Source organism: Brachybacterium sp. ACRRE (assembly GCF_022346485.1).
Taxonomy (GTDB): Bacteria; Actinomycetota; Actinomycetes; order Actinomycetales; family Dermabacteraceae; genus Brachybacterium; species Brachybacterium halotolerans.
The window spans coordinates 29,713-46,020 of record NZ_JAKRMO010000018.1; the positions used below are offsets into that span (position 1 = coordinate 29,713).

The window sequence follows — 16,308 nt, forward strand, 5'->3', positions numbered from 1 at the left end:
CCGGCACGGCGTGCGCCGGCCCGATCAGGCCTCGACGACCACCGGGATGATCATCGGGCGGCGGCGCAGGCGCTGGCCCACGTAGCGGCCCACGACCCGCCGCATGACCTGCTGCAGCTGGTGCGTGTCGCGCTTGCCGGTCTGCTCGGCGAGGGCCTTCTCGAGGGCCTTGACGATGTCGGGGCGGATCTTCTCGAAGACGGCCGTGTCCTCCGCGACGCCGCGGGCGTGGATCTCCGGGCCCGCGAGGATCTCGCCGGTCTCGGAGCTGACCACGGTGAACAGGGAGATGAAGCCCTCATCGGCGAGGATGCGGCGATCCTTGAGGTCGGCCTCGGAGATCTCGCCGATGCTGGATCCGTCCACGTACACGTAGCCGTTGGGGATCTCGCCCACGACCTTCGCGCTCCCGTCCTTGAGGTCGACCACGGAGCCGTCGTGCGCGAGGACCACGTGGTCGGAGGGCACGCCCGAGGACTCGGCGATGCGACCGTTGGCGATGAGGTGGCGGACCTCGCCGTGCACGGGCATGACGTTCTTCGGCCGCACGATGTTGTAGCAGTACAGGAGCTCCCCCGAGCTCGCGTGCCCGGAGACGTGCACGCGAGCGCTGCCCTGGTGGACCACCTCGGCGCCGAGGGCCATCAGGCCGTTGACGATCCGGAAGACCGCGTTCTCGTTGCCGGGGATCAGGGAGCTCGCGAGGATCACGACGTCCCCGGGGCCCACCGAGACGCGGTGGTCGCTGTTCGCGATCCGGCCCAGCGCGGCCATCGGCTCGCCCTGGCTGCCCGTGCACATGAGCACGACCTTCTCGTCGGGCAGGGAGTCGATCTTCTTGACGTCCACGAGGGTGTTCGGCGGCACGTCGAGGTAGCCCATGTCCGAGGCGATGCCCATGTTGCGCACCATCGAGCGGCCCACGAAGGCGACCTTGCGGCCGTGCTTCGCGGCGGCGTCGAGGACCTGCTGGACGCGGTGGACGTGGCTCGAGAACGATGCCACGACGATCTTCTGGCGCGAGCGCGCGAAGATCGAGTCGATGACCGGGCCGATCTCCCGCTCGGCGGTCGTGAAGCCCGGGACCTCGGCGTTCGTGGAGTCGACCATGAACAGGTCGACGCCCTTCTCGCCCAGGCGCGCGAAGGCGCGCAGGTCGGTGATGCGGCCGTCGAGCGGCAGCTGGTCCATCTTGAAGTCGCCGGTGTGCAGGACGGTCCCGGCGGGGGTCTGGATGTACACGGCGAGCGCGTCGGGGATCGAGTGGTTGACGGCGACGAACTCGCAGTCGAAGGGGCCGAAGCTCTCGCTGTCCCCCTCCTTGACGGCGAGGGTGTACGGCTTGATGCGGTGCTCGCGCAGCTTGGCCTCGATGAACGCGAGGGTGAGCTGGCTGCCGACGACGGGGATGTCGGGCTTGAGGCGCAGCAGGTAGGGCACGGCGCCGATGTGGTCCTCGTGGCCGTGGGTGAGGACGATCGCCGCGATGTCGTCGAGGCGGTCCTCGAGGTACTGGAAGTCCGGCAGGATCAGGTCCACGCCGGGCTGGGACTCCTCGGGGAACAGCACGCCGCAGTCGACGACGAGCAGGCGCCCGTTGTAGTCGAAGACGGTCATGTTGCGGCCCACGTCGCCGAGGCCGCCCAGCGGGATGATCCGCAGGGTGTCCTTGGCGGGCTTGCGGGGCTGCTGGAGCCGCTCGCTGAAGGGAGTGGTGAGTGTCATGGGTCCTTCCGGTGTTCAGACGAGCGGCGGGATCCCCTCGACGGCGGCGAGCGATTCTCTGAGCTCGGCCATCTGGGGTGCGCTCGCAGGGGCGAGGGGGCCGCGGACGGTCGCGTGCGGGAGGACGCCCTGGAGCACCAGGGCCGTCTTCGCGGCGACCGCGCCGGGCATGCGGGTCATGACCGCCTCGACCACGGGGGCCAGGCGGCGGTTGAGCTGCTGGGCAGCGGGGAGGTCGCCGGCCTGGACGGCGGCGACCATCTGCGCCTCGAGATCACCGGCGACGTGGCCGACGACCGAGACGATGCCGGCCGCTCCGACGGCGAGCCAGGCGAGGTTCAGGGCGTCCTCCCCCGAGTAGTACACGAGGTCGGACTGGGCGGTGACCAGGGCGGCCTGTTGGAGGTCGCCCTTGGCGTCCTTGACCGCGAGGATCCGCTCGTGCTGGGCGAGGCGCAGGAGCGTCTCGTGCGCGAGCGGGACGCCGCTGCGGCCGGGGATGTCGTAGAGCAGGATCGGCAGCTCGGTGGCGTCGGCCACCTGCTCGGTGTGCGCGATGATGCCGTCCTGGGAGGGCTTCGAGTAGTAGGGCGTGACGACGAGCAGGCCCTGCAGGTCGAGGTCCGCGTGGGCGCGCGCGAGCTCGATGCTGTGGCGGGTGTCGTTGCTGCCGACGCCCGCGAGCAGCGTGATCTCGGGGCCGACGGCCTCGCGAACTGCCCTGACCAGGGCGATCTTCTCCGCGTCGCTCGTGGTGGGCGACTCGCCCGTCGTCCCGTTGACCACGAGGCAGTCGTTGCCGTGCGCGACGAGGTGCGCGGCGACGGCCTGCGCCGCATCCAGGTCGAGCTTCTCACCGTCCTCGGTGAAAGGGGTGACCATCGCGGTGCCGACGGTGCCGAAGGGCCGTGCTGCCGGTGCGGGCTGGACGGTCATCTGTCCTCCTGGTGGGACTGCCTGGCTGGTGGGACTGCCTGATGGGGATGCGGGTGCGGCGTGCGGGCGCGTCAGGGTGCGACGCGGCCGCCCGCCTCGAAGGCGGCGTGCGTGAGCGGCATCTTCTCGGCGAAGTGCTGCTCCATGAGCTCGGCGACCATCTCGATCTCGCGCTGCGGGAAGGAGGGGAACGCCGAGTCGGGGCGCTGGGTGCGCAGGCTCAGGAAGTTCATCATGCTGCGCGCGTTCACGGTGACGTACATCGAGGAGTACAGGTTCAGCGGCAGCACCGTGCGGGCGACCTCGCGGGCGACGCCCGCCTCGAGCATCCGGCGGTAGCCCTCGTAGGCCGAGGTCGACTGCGCGCGCACGGTCTCGGTGACGATCGCGTGCTGCTCGGGGGTGCCGGGCTCGAAGGTGTAGGCGCCGGGCTTGCCGACCTGCTGGAGGTTGCGCTCGGGGCCGGGCACGTAGAACACCGGCCGCATCTTCCGGTAGCGGCCGGACTCCTCGTTGTAGGAGGCCATGCGGTGGCGCATGAACTCGCGGAACACGAAGATCGGCGCCTCGACGTAGAAGGTGAAGCTGTTGTGCTCGAAGGGGCTGCCGTGGCGGTCGCGCATGAGGAACCGGATCAGGCCCTTGTCGCGCTCGCTCGCGTCCTCGCCCGCGGTGGCCAGCGTCTTCTCCCCCTGGGTCGAGACGCGGGCCGCGAAGACGACGTCGCCGTCCTGCGCCGCCGACCGCACCAGCTGGACGGTCATGTCGGACCGGAAGACGATGTCGCTCTCGCTGTCGCTCATGGTTCCCCAGGGTAGTCGAGGCGGAGGCCTCAGCGAGGCCGGGACATGGCGATGTCGCGGGCGCGCTGGGTGACGATCCCCTCCAGGTCGGGCGCGGTGTACGCGTCCTCCCCCACCCGGTGGCGCACGGCCGCGGCGAGCAGGTGGTCGGCGAGCGCCGGGTTCTTGGGGAGCACGGAGCCGTGCAGGTAGGTGCCGATGACCTCGCGGTGCACCGCGCCCTCGGTGCCGTCGGCCCCGTTGTTCCCGCCCGCGCGCGAGCTCTCCTGGCCGAAGGCGCGCACGGAGCCGAGCGCCGTGCAGTCCGCCCCGAGGGTGGTCAGCCCGGAGTGGTTCTCGTAGCCCACCACGGGTCCGAAGCGCTCGGTCTCGACGGTGAGGTTGCCGATCAGGCGGGTGCTGCTGCCGCGGGTCTCGACGTCCAGCAGGGAGATGCCGGTCAGCGGCTCGTCGGCCGTGTCCCCGGTCGCCGGCACGAACACGTGCCCGAACAGCTGGTAGGAGCCGCACACGGCGAGCATGGGGACGTCCTGCTCGGCCCACTCGCGGATCGCGGGGCCGTGGGAGAGGAGGTCGGCGGCGATGCGCACCTGGCCGGAGTCCTGGCCGCCGCCCGCGACCACGAGGTCCACGTCCGCGGGGAGCCGGTCGCCGACCTCGTGGGCCAGCAGCTCGACCTCGAAGCCGCTCCACTGTGCGCGCCGGATCAGCGTGAGGGTGTTCCCCCAGTCGCCGTAGATGTTCATCTCGGAGGGGTAGAGCTGCAGGATCCGCAGCGCCGGGGCGTCCTCGCGCGCGGGCTGCCGGTGCGGCGTCGGGACGGGGGTGAGGTCCGGGCCGGTCCCCGCGCTGCGCGGGGCCGACGGGGCGGGGTGCTCGTTCGTGCTCACAGGACCGTCTCCACGTGGGTGATCCGCGAGAGCTGCGCGCGCACGGCGAGCATCGCGGTGTAGGTGCAGAAGATGCGCATCGGCCGGCCGCTCGCGCGGGCGGCGTCGATCAGCGACCGCACGGCCGGCCCGAGGTCCGTCTCGACGCCGTCCACGAGCACCTCGTCGTAGCGCAGGCGCAGGGCCATGTCGTAGGCGCGCACGCCGCTGACCACGTGCACGCCGCTCGCACGCAGGGCGCTGAAGTCGACGTCCCAGAGCCATGACATGTCCCGGCCGTCGGCGTACTCGTCGTTGATCGCGATCATCGTCTCCGCCGGGTCCGTGCCCGCGCTCAGCAGGCTCATCCGGAAGCCGGCGGGGTTCTTCACGAGGGCCAGCTCGAGGGGGACGCCGTCGACCTCGAGCATCTCGCCGCGGCCGAAGGCGGCGCGCACGTGCGCGAGGGCGCGCAGCAGGGCCGGGAGGTCCGCGTCGGCCCCGAGCAGGGAGGAGGCGAGCGCCAGGGCGCCGGTGGCGTTGAGCATGTTGTGCACGCCGGGCAGCACGAACTCGACCTCGTGCTCCTCGCCGTCGACGAGGATGCGGGCACGGCGCCCGTCGATGGCCTCGAGCCGCGTGGCGGGGGTCTGCGCGTCGGCGGCGGGGCCGGCGCCGAGGCCCGCGTCCTCGAGCATCGCGCCCCCGGCGTCCTCGCGGCGCAGGTCGTCGTCGGAGAGGAAGACGCGGCGCAGCCCCTCCCCGATCCCGAAGCGCTCGACGCGAGCACCCAGGTCGTCGGTGAAGCGCGCCGCGGACAGGCGGGGGTCGTCGCCGTTGAGGACGACGAGCTCGGTGCTGGCCTTCGCGACGGTGTGCAGGAGGTCGGCGGTGTGGTCGATCTCCCCGAAGCGGTCGAGCTGGTCGCGCATGACGTTCAGCAGCAGGCTCGCGCGCGGGCGCACCTGGCGCACGAAGTGCACGGCGTGGGCCTCGTCGAGCTCGAGCACGGCGATGTCGGCGGCGAGGCGGCCGCGGGCGTCGACCTCGGTGAGCAGGGCCGCCGCGACGCCGCGCACGAAGTTGGAGCCGGTGGGGTTGGTGAAGACCCGCAGGCCCTGGGAGCGCAGCAGCTCCACCAGGATCTTCGTGGTGGTGGTCTTCCCGTTGGTGCCGGAGACGACGACCACGCCCAGCGGCAGCTCCTCGAGGGTGCGCGCGAGGAAGCCGGGGTCGATCCTCTCGACCACGAGTCCGGGGAAGGCGCTGCCCCCGCGGCCCCCGCCGCGGAGTCTGGCCAGACGGCGCGCGGCACGGCCGGCGGCCACGGTGAGAGCGGAACGCATGCTCGGCATCGTACTGGAGCCGGGAGCGGGCGACGCCCTCAGCGGCGGACGACGCGCAGGCGTCCCTCGTGGACCTCTACGGCGACGTCGTCGAGCGAGGTCAGGAGCGCCTCGGCGTGGGGCGCGAGCTCGTGCGCGAGGGTGGTCGTGGTCACCGCGATCGCCGGGCATCCCGCGGCACGGGCGGACGCGAGCCCTCCCAGGGAGTCCTCGATCACGAGCGCTCGGGAGGGATCCGCACCCAGGCGCTCGGCGCCGAGCACGTACGGCTCCGGATCGGGCTTGCCGCGGCTCACCTGGTCGGCGGTGACGAGGGTCTCCTCGGGGTAGGGCAGGTCGGTGATCGCCCAGCGGGCCTCGAACAGGCGCCGCGTGCAGGAGGTCACGATCGTCCAGGTGGGCCGACCGAGCTGCTCGGCGGCGGACTGCAGCTCGCCGATCAGCCGGGCCGTGCCCGGGAGGATCGAGATCCGCTTGGCGTCCTCGACCTCCAGGTCCTCGACACGCGCGTGGGCGGCCTCGATCTCGTCGGCCGGCATGTCGGGGAAGACGTCGGCGAGCACCCCTCGGGCGGGCATGCCGTGGAGGGTGTGGTCGAAGGTCCGGTTCGAGCCGTGCTCCTCGAACAGCTTCGTCCAGGCGCGCTCCACCGAGGGGCCCGAATCGACGAGGGTCCCGTCCATGTCGAGCAGCAGGGCGTCGACGTCGAGGGGGAAGGGGTCCTGGGGGGCCTGAGCGTCCCCCTCGGGGGCGCCCGCGGCGGCGGCTGCGTTCATGCTTCCCACGGTCTCATACCCCGTGCGACCTGCGCATGCGGGAAACTCCCCGGTTACTGTGGACGGGTCATGAACACGCACGATCCGAGCGACCGCTCCCCCGCCGCGCGGAGCGCCCACGAGGCGCCGTCGCCGGACGCCGCATCGGTGTCCCTCGCCGTCTCGGCCGCCCGCCGCAAGGGGCTGTCCGTGGGGGTCGCGACGGGTCTGTACGGGATCTCCTTCGGGGCGCTCGCGACCGCCTCGGGGCTCGACGTGTGGCAGGCGATGGTGCTCTCGGCGATCATGTTCACCGGCGGCAGCCAGTTCGCCTTCGTGGGCGTGATCGGAGGCGGCGGCAGCGCCCTGGGCGCGGCGCTGGCCGCCGTGCTTCTGGGCATCCGCAACACCCTCTACGGCCTCGTCCTCGCGCCGACCCTGCCCCGAGGCGGGGCGAAGGGGGCCGCGCGCTCCCTGCTCACGATCGACGAGTCCGCAGCCGTGGCCGCGACCGCCGGACCCCCGGCCGCCAAGCGCGCCGGCTTCTGGGCGGCAGGCATCGCGGTCTACGTCTTCTGGAACCTGTTCTCCTTGGTGGGAGCGCTGATCGGCCAGAGCGTCGGCGATCCAGGCGCATGGGGCCTGGATGCCGCGGCCGCCGCGGCGTTCCTGGGGCTGCTGTGGCCGCGCCTGGTCTCGAAGGACGTGGTGGCCGTCGCCGTCGCCGCGGCGTTCATCGCGCTGATCGCGACGCCCGTCCTGCCGGCCGGCCTGCCGGTGCTCGCTGCGGCGCTGGTCGCCGTGGTCGTCGGGCTGCTGCCGCGTCGCAGGAGGGCCGATGGGGATCGGGTCGACGCGACGGACGAGGACGGTGAGCAGGCATGAGCTGGCTGTGGGCGGGCGTGATCGCAGCGGCGGTGCTGTCCTTCGCGCAGAAGTGGATCGGCTACCAGGTTCCGCCGGGAGTGCTCGAGAAGCCGCGCATCGCGCGGGTCACGTCCCTGCTGCCCGTCGCGCTGCTGGGCGCGCTGGTCGCCACCCAGGCCGCGGCCGACGGCCAGCAGCTGATGGCCGACGCCCGCCTGCCCGCGCTCGCGGTCGCCGCGCTGCTGCTCGCCCTGCGCGCGCCCTTCCTGGTGGTCGTGATCGCGGCTGCCGTGGTCGCGGCGCTCTGCCGGGCGCTCGGCTGGGGCTGATCACACCCCGCGACCGGCCTCCACGGCGATCGCCCGGCGCACGGCGGCGCGGGCGTCGCGGGTGTCCCGGTTCGCGGAGTAGGCCAGGCCCAGGCGGTACCAGGCCCGCCAGTCGTCCTCTCCCCCGTCCTGGACGGCGTCGCGCGCCGCCTCGAACTCGGCGCGGGCCGCGGCCCTGCGCGCATCGCGCTGGGCGACGGGGTCCTGCTCCGCACGGACTCCGGTCCCGTCGTCGGCCCGGGGCTCGAAGCGCGCCGCGCCGTAGAGCCGGGCGAGCCGTCCTGCGCGCAGCCCGAACAGGACCTCGCGCCAGGTCACCCACACGGTGAGGACGAGCAGCACGACGAGGCCCGCTGCCAGCCCCCAGCCGATCACGCCGCCTGCGCGCGCGAAGCCGGTCGCGATCCAGAGCAGGCCCCAGCAGTAGGCCGCCGTGACCAGCAGCAGCAGGGCGACACCGATCTTCGCGCGCATGCTCAGCCGAGGTCCATGTAGCCGTCGAGGCCCACGGTGAGCCCGGGACGGGAGCCGACCTCGCGCACGCCCAGCAGCACACCGGGCATGAAGGACACGCGATCGAAGGAGTCGTGGCGCAGCTCGAGCTGCTCGCCGACCCCGCCGAACTGGACGACCTCGTGGGCGACGAGGCCGCGCTGGCGGACGGCGTGCACGTGGATGCCGTCGACGACCGCGCCCCGCGCACCGAGCTCGTCCTTCTGCGTCGCGTCGGGCACGGCCCCCAGTCCCCCGGCCTCGCGGCCGCGGGCGATCGCGGCGGCGGTGTGGCGGGCGGTCCCCGAGGGCGCGTCGAGCTTGTCGGGATGGTGCATCTCGATCACCTCGGCGCTCTCGTAGTAGCGGGCCGCGGCCTCGGCGAAGCGCATCACCAGGACGGCGCCGATCGCGAAGTTCGGTGCGATGAGCACACCGGTGCTCGGGTGCTCGCCGAGCGCGGCGCGGACCTCGGCGAGGGACTCCTCGTCCCAGCCGGTCGCGCCGACCACGGCGTGGATCCCGTGCTCGATCGCCCAGAGCACGTTGCGCTTGGTGACGGCGGGGACGGTGAGGTCGACGACGACCTGCGCGCCGGCGTCGGCCGCGGCGTCGAGCGGGTCGGAGCTGCCGATGCGGGCGACGAGCTCGAGGCCGTCGGCCTCCTCGAGGGCGGTGCAGGCGGCGCTGCCCATGCGACCGTGGGCGCCGAGGACGGCGACGCGGATGCTCTGCGACATGGTGGGTTCCTTCCGGGAGGGCGGTGGGATGCGGTGTGCGGGGCGGAGCCGGCGGCTCAGCCGGCCTCGGGGCCGACGTCGACCCGGGTGGTGAACGACTCGGCGAGGCGCGCGGCGAGGTCCCGCACGTCCTGGGCGGTCACGCCGGCCATCTTCTCGAGTGCCTCGTCGACCGTCGAGTAGCGGCCCTGGACGAGCTCGAGGCTGCCCAGGCGCCCCATCCGCGACGCGGTGTCCTCGAGACCGAGCGCGAGAGCGCCCGTGATCTGCCCGAGCGCGCGGCGCATCTCCTCGTCGGTGACGCCGTGATCGCGCATCTGCTCGATCTCGGCCCCCATGAGCTCGACGACCTGCTCGGCGCGCGAGGGCCGGCAGGCGGCGTACATGCCGAACAGGCCCGCGTCGCGGTAGGCGGCGCTGAAGGAGTAGACGGTGTAGACCAGCCCGCGCTCCTCGCGGATGTGCTGGAACAGCCGCGAGGACATGCCACCGCCGAGGATCGCCATCAGCACGTTCATCGTGTGGCGGTCCTCGCTGGTCGCGCAGATCGACGGCCCGCCCAGGTAGATGTGGGTCTGCTCGAGGGGGCGCACGATGCGGTGCGGGACGACGGCCGATGCCGGTCCGGGCGTCGCGCCGGCGGCGGGCAGCGAGCGCTCGAGGGCGGGCCGACGCTCCGACGGAGCGACGCCCTCCGGGAGGTCCCAGCCGCCCGCGGCCAGGCGGTCGGCGAGGCGCCCGGCGAGCTCGTCGTGGTCGAGGTCGCCGACGGCGGTGACCACGAGGTTCTGGGGCCTGTAGTGGTCGGCGAAGTGCGCGCGCACGTCGGCGTCGGTGAGCGCGCTGACGGTCTCGAGGGTCCCGCCGACGGGGCGTCCCATCGGGGTGTCGGGCCCGAGCACCTGGGCGAGGAACTCCTCGTACCCGGAGTCGGTGGGATCGTCCTGCGCCATCGCGAGCTCCTCGAGGATCACCTCGCGCTCGGTCTCGAGCGCCTCGGGCGCGAGCTGCGAGGACGTGACCATGTCGGTGAGCACGTCCAGTGCGAGCGGCAGGTCGGCGCTGCGCACGCGCCCGTGGTACACGGTGTGCTCCTTCGCGGTGACCGCGTTGGACTCGCCGCCGACCTCGTCGAAGGCCGTCGCGATGTCCAGGGCGCTGCGCCTGGCGGTGCCCTTGAACAGCAGGTGCTCGAGGGCGTGGGTGGAGCCGGCGTGGGCGGGGGTCTCGTCCCGCGAGCCCACGGGCAGCCAGAGGCCGAGCGTCGCGCTGCGCACCGAGCGGTCGGTCTCCGTGAGCAGGCGGACGCCGCCGGGGAGGATCGTGCGTCGCACGAGCGGCCCGTCTCCCCCTGGCTCGAGGAGCTGGTCGCGCTCTGCGGCGTCAGTGGTCAGGTCGATCGGCACCGGAGGGTCCTCCCAGGGTCGGGTGCGAGGAGATGGAGAGCGAGCGCGGGCGGCACCCCGTCGAGGGATGCCGCCCGCGGCGGTCACGCGTTCACGCGGTCGGTCGGGCTCACTCGGAGTCGGACGCCTTCTCGGAGCCCTCGTCGGACCCCGTCTCCTCGGCGTCGTCCTCGGCGATCGCGAGGCTGATCTTGCCGCGCGCGTCGATCTCGCGGATCTCGACCTCGATCTTCTGGCCGACCTTCGCGACGTCCTCGACGTTGTCCACGCGCTTGCCGTCGTTCAGCTTGCGCAGCTGGGTGACGTGCAGGAGGCCGTCCTTGCCGGGGGTCAGCGAGACGAAGGCGCCGAAGTCGACCACGCGCACCACGGTGCCGAGGTAGCGCTCGCCGACCTCGGGGACCATCGGGTTGGCGATCGCGTTGATCGTCGCGCGGGCGGCCTCGGCCGACGGGCCGTCGGTCGCGCCGATGTAGACGGTGCCGTCGTCCTCGATGGTGATGTCGGCGCCGGTGTCGTCCTGGATCTGGTTGATCATCTGGCCCTTGGGGCCGATGACCGCACCGATCTTGTCGACGGGGATGGTCACCGCGAGCACGCGCGGGGCGTTCGGGCTCATCTCGTCCGGCACGTCGATGGCCTCGTTGAGGACGCCCAGGATGTGCAGGCGGGCCTCGCGGGCCTGGGACAGCGCGGCGGCGAGCACGGAGGCCGGGATCCCGTCGAGCTTGGTGTCCAGCTGGATCGCGGTGACGAACTCGTTGGTGCCGGCGACCTTGAAGTCCATGTCGCCGAAGGCGTCCTCCGCACCGAGGATGTCGGTGAGGGCCGCGTACTTGGTCTCGCCGCCCACGGTGTCGGAGACGAGGCCCATGGCGATGCCCGCGACGGGAGCCTTGAGCGGAACGCCGGCGTTGAGCATCGACAGGGTCGAGGCGCAGACGGAGCCCATCGAGGTCGAGCCGTTGGAGCCCAGCGCCTCGGAGACCTGGCGGATCGCGTAGGGGAACTCCTCGCGGCCCGGGAGGACCGGGACCAGGGCGCGCTCGGCGAGCATGCCGTGGCCGATCTCGCGGCGCTTCGGGGAGCCCACGCGGCCGGTCTCGCCGGTCGAGAAGGGCGGGAAGTTGTAGTGGTGGATGTAGCGCTTGTGATGGACCGGCGAGAGCGAGTCGATCTGCTGCTCCATCTTGAGCATGTTCAGCGTGGTCACGCCCAGGATCTGGGTCTCGCCGCGCTGGAACAGGGCGGAGCCGTGCACGCGCGGGAGCACCTCGACCTCGGCCGAGAGCTGGCGGATGTCGCGCAGGCCGCGACCGTCGATGCGCACGCCCTCGGTGAGGATCTTCTGGCGGACGACCTTCTTGGTCAGCGCGCGGAAGGCGCCGGAGATCTCCTTGTCGCGGCCCTCGAGGGCTGCGCCCTCGGCACCGAGCTCGGAGACGACCTCGGCGGCGAGCGCGTCGGTGGACTCCTCGCGCTCCTGCTTGCCGGCGATGCTCATGACCTCGCGGAGGCGGTCGGCGGCGGTCTTCTCGACCAGCTCGTAGGCGTCGTCCTGGTAGTCCAGGAAGAGCGGGAACTCGCGCACCGGCTTGGCGGCGGCGTCGGCCAGCTCCTGCTGCGCCTCGCACAGGGTGCGGATGAAGACCTTGGACGCCTCGAGGCCCTCGGCCACGACCTCCTCGGTGGGGGCGATCGCGCCCTGGTCCTTGATCATGGACCAGGCGTTGTCGGTGGCCTCGGCCTCGACCATCATGATCGCGACGTCGTCGCCGACGATGCGACCGGCGACGACCATGGAGAACACGGCCTCGTCGAGCTGGCTGAAGGTCGGGAACGCGACCCACTGGCCGCCCTCGGCGCTCGGCATGAGGGCCACGCGCACGCCGCCGATCGGGCCGTTGAAGGGCAGGCCCGAGATCTGGGTGGAGGCGGAGGCGCCGTTGATGCCGACCACGTCGTAGGCGTCGTCGGGGTTGACGGCCATGACGGTGAGGACGACCTGGACCTCGTTGCGCAGGCCCTTGACGAAGGCCGGGCGCAGCGGGCGGTCGGTGAGGCGGCAGGCGAGGATCGCGTCGGTGCCCGGGCGCCCCTCGCGGCGGAAGAACGAGCCGGGGATGCGGCCTGCGGCGTACATCCGCTCCTCGACGTCGACCGTGAGCGGGAAGAAGTCGAAGTTGTCCTTCGGCTTGTTGGAGACGGCGGTCGCCGAGAGCACCATCGTGTCGTCGTCGAGGTACACGGAGACCGCGCCTGCGGCCTGCTGGGCGAGGCGGCCGGTCTCGAAGCGCACCTCGCGGGTGCCGTAGCTGCCGTTGTCGATGACGGCGGTGGTCGCCGTGATGTCGGGGCCTTCCATGGCCATGGGGATCTCCTTCGATGGGATCGGTGCCCCTCGCCGGACGCGGCCATCGTCAGGGGCCCGCGGGGAGCCTCCTGATCCGGGCGGATCGGGGTTCCCGAAGGTCTCTGCCGAGGACCGTGCCCACGGTCGAGGGGCTGGTGGGTCGTGCGGGCCGGCGCTCTGGGCGCGGCCTCGCGGGTCGTGCCCCGCGCGTGGCACGGGGCCGGATGCGAACCGCCGCCCGCCCCGTGGGGACGAGCGGCGGCGGGTGTCACCGGCGGATGCCGAGGCGCTGGATCAGCGCACGGTAACGCTCGATGTCGACGTTCTGCAGGTACTTGAGCAGACGGCGGCGCTGACCGACCAGGAGCATCAGACCACGACGGGTGTGGTGGTCGTGCTTGTGCTCCTTGAGGTGCTCGGTCAGGTAGGTGATGCGGTGGGTCAGGAGCGCGATCTGGACCTCGGGCGAACCGGTGTCGCCCTCAGCGGTCGCGTATTCCTTGATGATCTCCTGCTTGGTGGCGGAGTCGAAGGCCATGTCGGCTTCTCCCTCGGTCGTTGCGCGGCGCACCGGGGCCTGTTCTCCCGGGCTCTGTGTGTCGGATCCTGCTGCGCTCCGGGCACGTCCCGGGCTTCACGAGCCAGGGCGCGCCGTGCGGGCGCGCGGAATCCTCCGCGGCCGATATGACGGCGCTGAGAGTTTATCAGCGGCGATGGAGGACATCGGGCTGCACTCCGTCCAGAGTGCGGCGAGTCACGTCCTTGTCGATCTCCATCTGGGCCACGAGCGCGTCGACCGAGGAGAAGCGCAGCGTGGGCCGCTGACGCTCGACGAACTCGAGGCGCACGGTGTCCCCGTACAGGTCGAGGGTGTCGTCGCCGTGCACGTAGGCCTCGACCATCCGCGGGGAGTCGTCGCTCCCCTCGTGGAAGGTGGGATTGGTGCCGATGGAGATCGTCGTGACCGCGCCGACGAGGGGCTCGATCCCCCGGTGCTCGCTCGCCTGCTCGACGACGGTGAGGAAGCCCGCGTAGACGCCGTCCTGGGGCACCAGCCCGTGGGGGCGCGGGCCGAGGTTCGCGGTTGGGAACCCCAGCTCGCGCCCGCGCTTGAAGCCGTGGTGGACGGTGTCGGACACCGTGTGGAAGCGGCCGAGCATGGCGGTCGCCTCGGGCATGTCCCCGCCGAGCAGCGCCGCGCGGATCGCCGAGGAGGAGATCCGCTCCCCGTCGAACGGCAGGTCGGGCAGCACGACCACCTCGAAGCCGTACTTCTCCCCGAGCGCGCGCAGGGTCTCGACGTCGCCGGTGTTCCCGCGGCCGAAGCGGGTGTCCGCGCCCGTGACGATGCAGCGCATGCCCAGGCCCTCGACGAGGAAGACGCGCACGAAGTCCTCTGCGCTGTACTGGGCGAAGTCCCAGGTGAACTCGAGGTCGAGCACGCCGCTCATGCCGGCCAGGAGCAGCAGGCGGTCGCGGTCCTCGTGCGCGGTGACGAGGGCGGGATCGCCCGGGGTGTGCATGACGTGGCGCGGATGCGGCCAAAAGGTCAGGGCGACCGGCTCCAGCGAGCGGGCCGCGGCGTTCTCCCGCAGCGCGTCGAGCACATAGCGGTGGCCCAGGTGCACGCCGTCGAAGTTCCCGATGGTCACCGCGCTCGCGCCGAGGTCGGCGGGCACTTCCTCGAGGGAGTGCCAGATCTGCGCACGGGTCACGGTGAGGATCCTTCCGACGGGGCCCGGTCCCGCGCCGGAGCCGGGATCCGGGGGCGCGGGCGGGAGGACGGGGAACACTGTATCGCCGCACGGGCGTCCCGGCGCGACAGCCCGGGCGGTCGTCACGGACCCGCGGCTGCCGGGGCGGGCGGGAGCGGACAGGAGCCGGAGGACCTCAGCGCGTCCCGCCCCGACTGTGACGCGTCTGTGACTCCCGTCCCCTCGGCTCGACCGGGGAGTCTGACGTATGGTGAAGGGTACGAATGCGGACCCGTGGACCTTCTGCGGGCGGTCCCGTGACGAGGGGGAACCGGAACCGCAGCGAAGAGATGAGCGAGACCATATGTCGCACCTCACCGACACCACCGATGTGGGCCGGTCCGGCGGCGGACGCCGACGTGTCCTGCTGATCGTGATCGCGATCCTGGCCGTGCTGGCCGTCGTCCTCACGGGCGGCGCCTTCGCGTACGCCAAGAACTTCGAGGGCAAGGCCCTCCCGGGCACGACAGTGCTGGGGCAGGACGTCTCCGGGAAGAGCGCCGAGGAGATCTCCGCGCTCGTCCAGAAGAAGGCCGAGAGCACGGAGGTCACCGTCGACACCGACGGCGAGACCACGACCGCTTCCCTGGCCGACCTCGGCGTCGACGTCGACGCGAAGAAGACCGGAGAGGAGGCCGTCGCCCACGACGGCTCGATCGGCGAGGTCGTCTCCTCGACGATCTCCGGTTCCCGCGGCGTCGATCCCGTGGTGTCCGTCGACGAGAAGGCTGCCGCCGACTTCGCCACGAAGCAGATCCCCAAGGACCGCACCGCTCCCGTGGACGCGAAGGTGTCCTACGACGAGGACGCCGGGACCTGGAACGTCGCCAAGGCGAAGAACGGCCAGGGCGTGGAGACCGACGCGTTCGTCTCCGCCCTCACGAAGGACGCCTCGAAGCTCGAGAGCTTCACCCTCACGCAGAAGGTCACCGAGACCGCCCCGAAGATCTCGACGGACACTGCTCAGAAGGTCAAGGACCAGATCACGAAGATGCTGGACCAGCCGATGTCGATCACGGGGCCCGACGGGGCGACCCACTCGGTCTCCAAGGATCGCCGCTCCGGGTGGCTCTCCGTCACGACCGACGACAAGGGCAAGGACCTGAAGATCGGGGTCGACGAGGACGCCGTGCGCGAGTGGGTCTCGGCACGCGCCGACGAGGACAGCGTCGAGAAGAAGGACGGCATCGAGCAGGTCGACACCGACGGCAAGGTCGTCAAGACCATCGCCGAGAAGACCGACGGCGTGGAGATCACCAACACCGATGCCGTCACCGAGAAGCTCGTCGCGGCGATGACCGGGACGAGCCCGCTCGAGGCGTCGTTCGAGACCAAGAAGGTCGAGGCCGAGATGACCAAGGCCAAGGCCCCCGAGTCGAAGGACGACGAGGACTCGGACGCGAAGGACGACGACACGTCCAAGGACGACGAGAAGTCGAAGGACGACGACAAGTCCAAGGACGACGACGCCTCCTCCGACAAGCCGACCGGTGAGAAGTGGATCGACGTCAACCTCTCGAACAAGACGGTGACCGCCTACCAGGGCGACACCCCCGTGTGGGGCCCGCGCTCCATCGTCGACGGCGACGGGGCCAACGGACACGGCACGGTGACCGGCTCGTACAAGATCTACCTGCGCTACGACAAGCAGGACATGACCAACGGCGCCTACAAGGACCAGCAGGATCCCGAGTACTACAACACCAAGGACGTCCCCTGGGTGCAGTACTGGTACCGCGGATACGCGTTCCACGGCGCGCCGTGGCGCTCGTCCTTCGGGTACTCCGGCTCGCACGGCTGCATCAACATGCGCGTCTCGGACGCCAAGTGGCTGTACGACTGGGCATCGATCGGCACCCGCGTCGAGGTGCACCGCTGATCAGGAGACCCTGATCCGGTCCCCTCATCGAGGCACCGGCGGCGCGCCGAGCCG

Annotated in this window: 15 protein-coding genes; 3 read left to right on the forward strand and 12 right to left on the reverse strand. The window is 71.8% G+C overall.

What is annotated here, in order from left to right:
* Positions 1-24 precede the first annotated feature (24 nt).
* The 6 genes from MHY49_RS07425 to MHY49_RS07450 form a co-directional block, all read right to left on the reverse strand.
* On the reverse strand, positions 25-1,725 hold the full coding sequence (locus tag MHY49_RS07425; RefSeq protein WP_239203398.1) for a ribonuclease J: 1,701 nt from the start codon (positions 1,723-1,725) through the stop codon (positions 25-27).
* Between the two features lie 15 nt (positions 1,726-1,740).
* Positions 1,741-2,661, reverse strand: coding sequence for a 4-hydroxy-tetrahydrodipicolinate synthase (dapA, locus tag MHY49_RS07430; protein ID WP_239203399.1), 921 nt, complete (start codon positions 2,659-2,661; stop codon positions 1,741-1,743).
* Between the two features lie 71 nt (positions 2,662-2,732).
* The gene (gene thyX / locus MHY49_RS07435; protein ID WP_239203400.1) at positions 2,733-3,464 is read right to left on the reverse strand and encodes an FAD-dependent thymidylate synthase; all 732 of its coding nucleotides are present in this window, start codon (positions 3,462-3,464) and stop codon (positions 2,733-2,735) included.
* Between the two features lie 29 nt (positions 3,465-3,493).
* On the reverse strand, positions 3,494-4,240 hold the full coding sequence (locus MHY49_RS07440) for a type 1 glutamine amidotransferase (RefSeq protein ID WP_255719683.1): 747 nt from the start codon (positions 4,238-4,240) through the stop codon (positions 3,494-3,496).
* Positions 4,241-4,350: 110 nt separating this feature from the next.
* Complete coding sequence (locus tag MHY49_RS07445) at positions 4,351-5,688, reverse strand: MurT ligase domain-containing protein (RefSeq protein WP_370646035.1); 1,338 nt, start codon at positions 5,686-5,688, stop codon at positions 4,351-4,353.
* A gap of 29 nt (positions 5,689-5,717) precedes the next feature.
* Positions 5,718-6,455: an HAD-IA family hydrolase gene (locus MHY49_RS07450; RefSeq protein ID WP_228358864.1), complete on the reverse strand. Its 738-nt coding sequence runs from the start codon at positions 6,453-6,455 to the stop codon at positions 5,718-5,720.
* A 69-nt stretch (positions 6,456-6,524) separates the two neighbouring features.
* Here MHY49_RS07450 and MHY49_RS07455 point away from each other — a divergent pair, with 69 nt between their 5' ends.
* Both MHY49_RS07455 and MHY49_RS07460 read left to right on the forward strand, forming a co-directional pair.
* On the forward strand, positions 6,525-7,319 hold the full coding sequence (locus MHY49_RS07455) for an AzlC family ABC transporter permease (protein ID WP_239203402.1): 795 nt from the start codon (positions 6,525-6,527) through the stop codon (positions 7,317-7,319).
* Positions 7,316-7,630, forward strand: coding sequence for an AzlD domain-containing protein (locus MHY49_RS07460; protein ID WP_239203403.1), 315 nt, complete (start codon positions 7,316-7,318; stop codon positions 7,628-7,630). Before MHY49_RS07455 ends, MHY49_RS07460 begins: the two co-directional genes overlap by 4 nt.
* Here MHY49_RS07460 and MHY49_RS07465 read toward each other — a convergent pair whose 3' ends face one another.
* The 6 genes from MHY49_RS07465 to MHY49_RS07490 all read right to left on the reverse strand — a co-directional run bounded on the left by MHY49_RS07465 (position 7,631) and on the right by MHY49_RS07490 (position 14,336).
* Positions 7,631-8,104 carry a hypothetical protein gene (locus tag MHY49_RS07465; protein WP_239203404.1) on the reverse strand — a complete coding sequence of 158 codons (474 nt, stop codon included), beginning with the start codon at positions 8,102-8,104 and terminating at the stop codon, positions 7,631-7,633.
* Positions 8,105-8,106: 2 nt separating this feature from the next.
* Complete coding sequence (dapB, locus tag MHY49_RS07470) at positions 8,107-8,862, reverse strand: 4-hydroxy-tetrahydrodipicolinate reductase (protein ID WP_239203405.1); 756 nt, start codon at positions 8,860-8,862, stop codon at positions 8,107-8,109.
* Positions 8,863-8,918: 56 nt separating this feature from the next.
* Positions 8,919-10,268: a pitrilysin family protein gene (locus tag MHY49_RS07475; protein ID WP_239203406.1), complete on the reverse strand. Its 1,350-nt coding sequence runs from the start codon at positions 10,266-10,268 to the stop codon at positions 8,919-8,921.
* Between the two features lie 109 nt (positions 10,269-10,377).
* Positions 10,378-12,633 (reverse strand): polyribonucleotide nucleotidyltransferase, encoded by a 2,256-nt coding sequence (locus MHY49_RS07480; protein ID WP_200503627.1) that lies wholly within the window; start codon positions 12,631-12,633, stop codon positions 10,378-10,380.
* 256 nt (positions 12,634-12,889) lie between these two features.
* Positions 12,890-13,159 (reverse strand): 30S ribosomal protein S15, encoded by a 270-nt coding sequence (gene rpsO, locus MHY49_RS07485; protein ID WP_152353576.1) that lies wholly within the window; start codon positions 13,157-13,159, stop codon positions 12,890-12,892.
* 166 nt (positions 13,160-13,325) lie between these two features.
* The gene (locus MHY49_RS07490) at positions 13,326-14,336 is read right to left on the reverse strand and encodes a bifunctional riboflavin kinase/FAD synthetase (RefSeq protein WP_228358869.1); all 1,011 of its coding nucleotides are present in this window, start codon (positions 14,334-14,336) and stop codon (positions 13,326-13,328) included.
* A gap of 343 nt (positions 14,337-14,679) precedes the next feature.
* On the opposite strand from MHY49_RS07490, the gene MHY49_RS07495 reads away from it, so the two are divergent.
* Entirely contained in the window at positions 14,680-16,254 is a 1,575-nt protein-coding gene (locus MHY49_RS07495) for a L,D-transpeptidase (RefSeq protein ID WP_239203407.1), read from the forward strand.
* Positions 16,255-16,308: the final 54 nt, after the last annotated feature.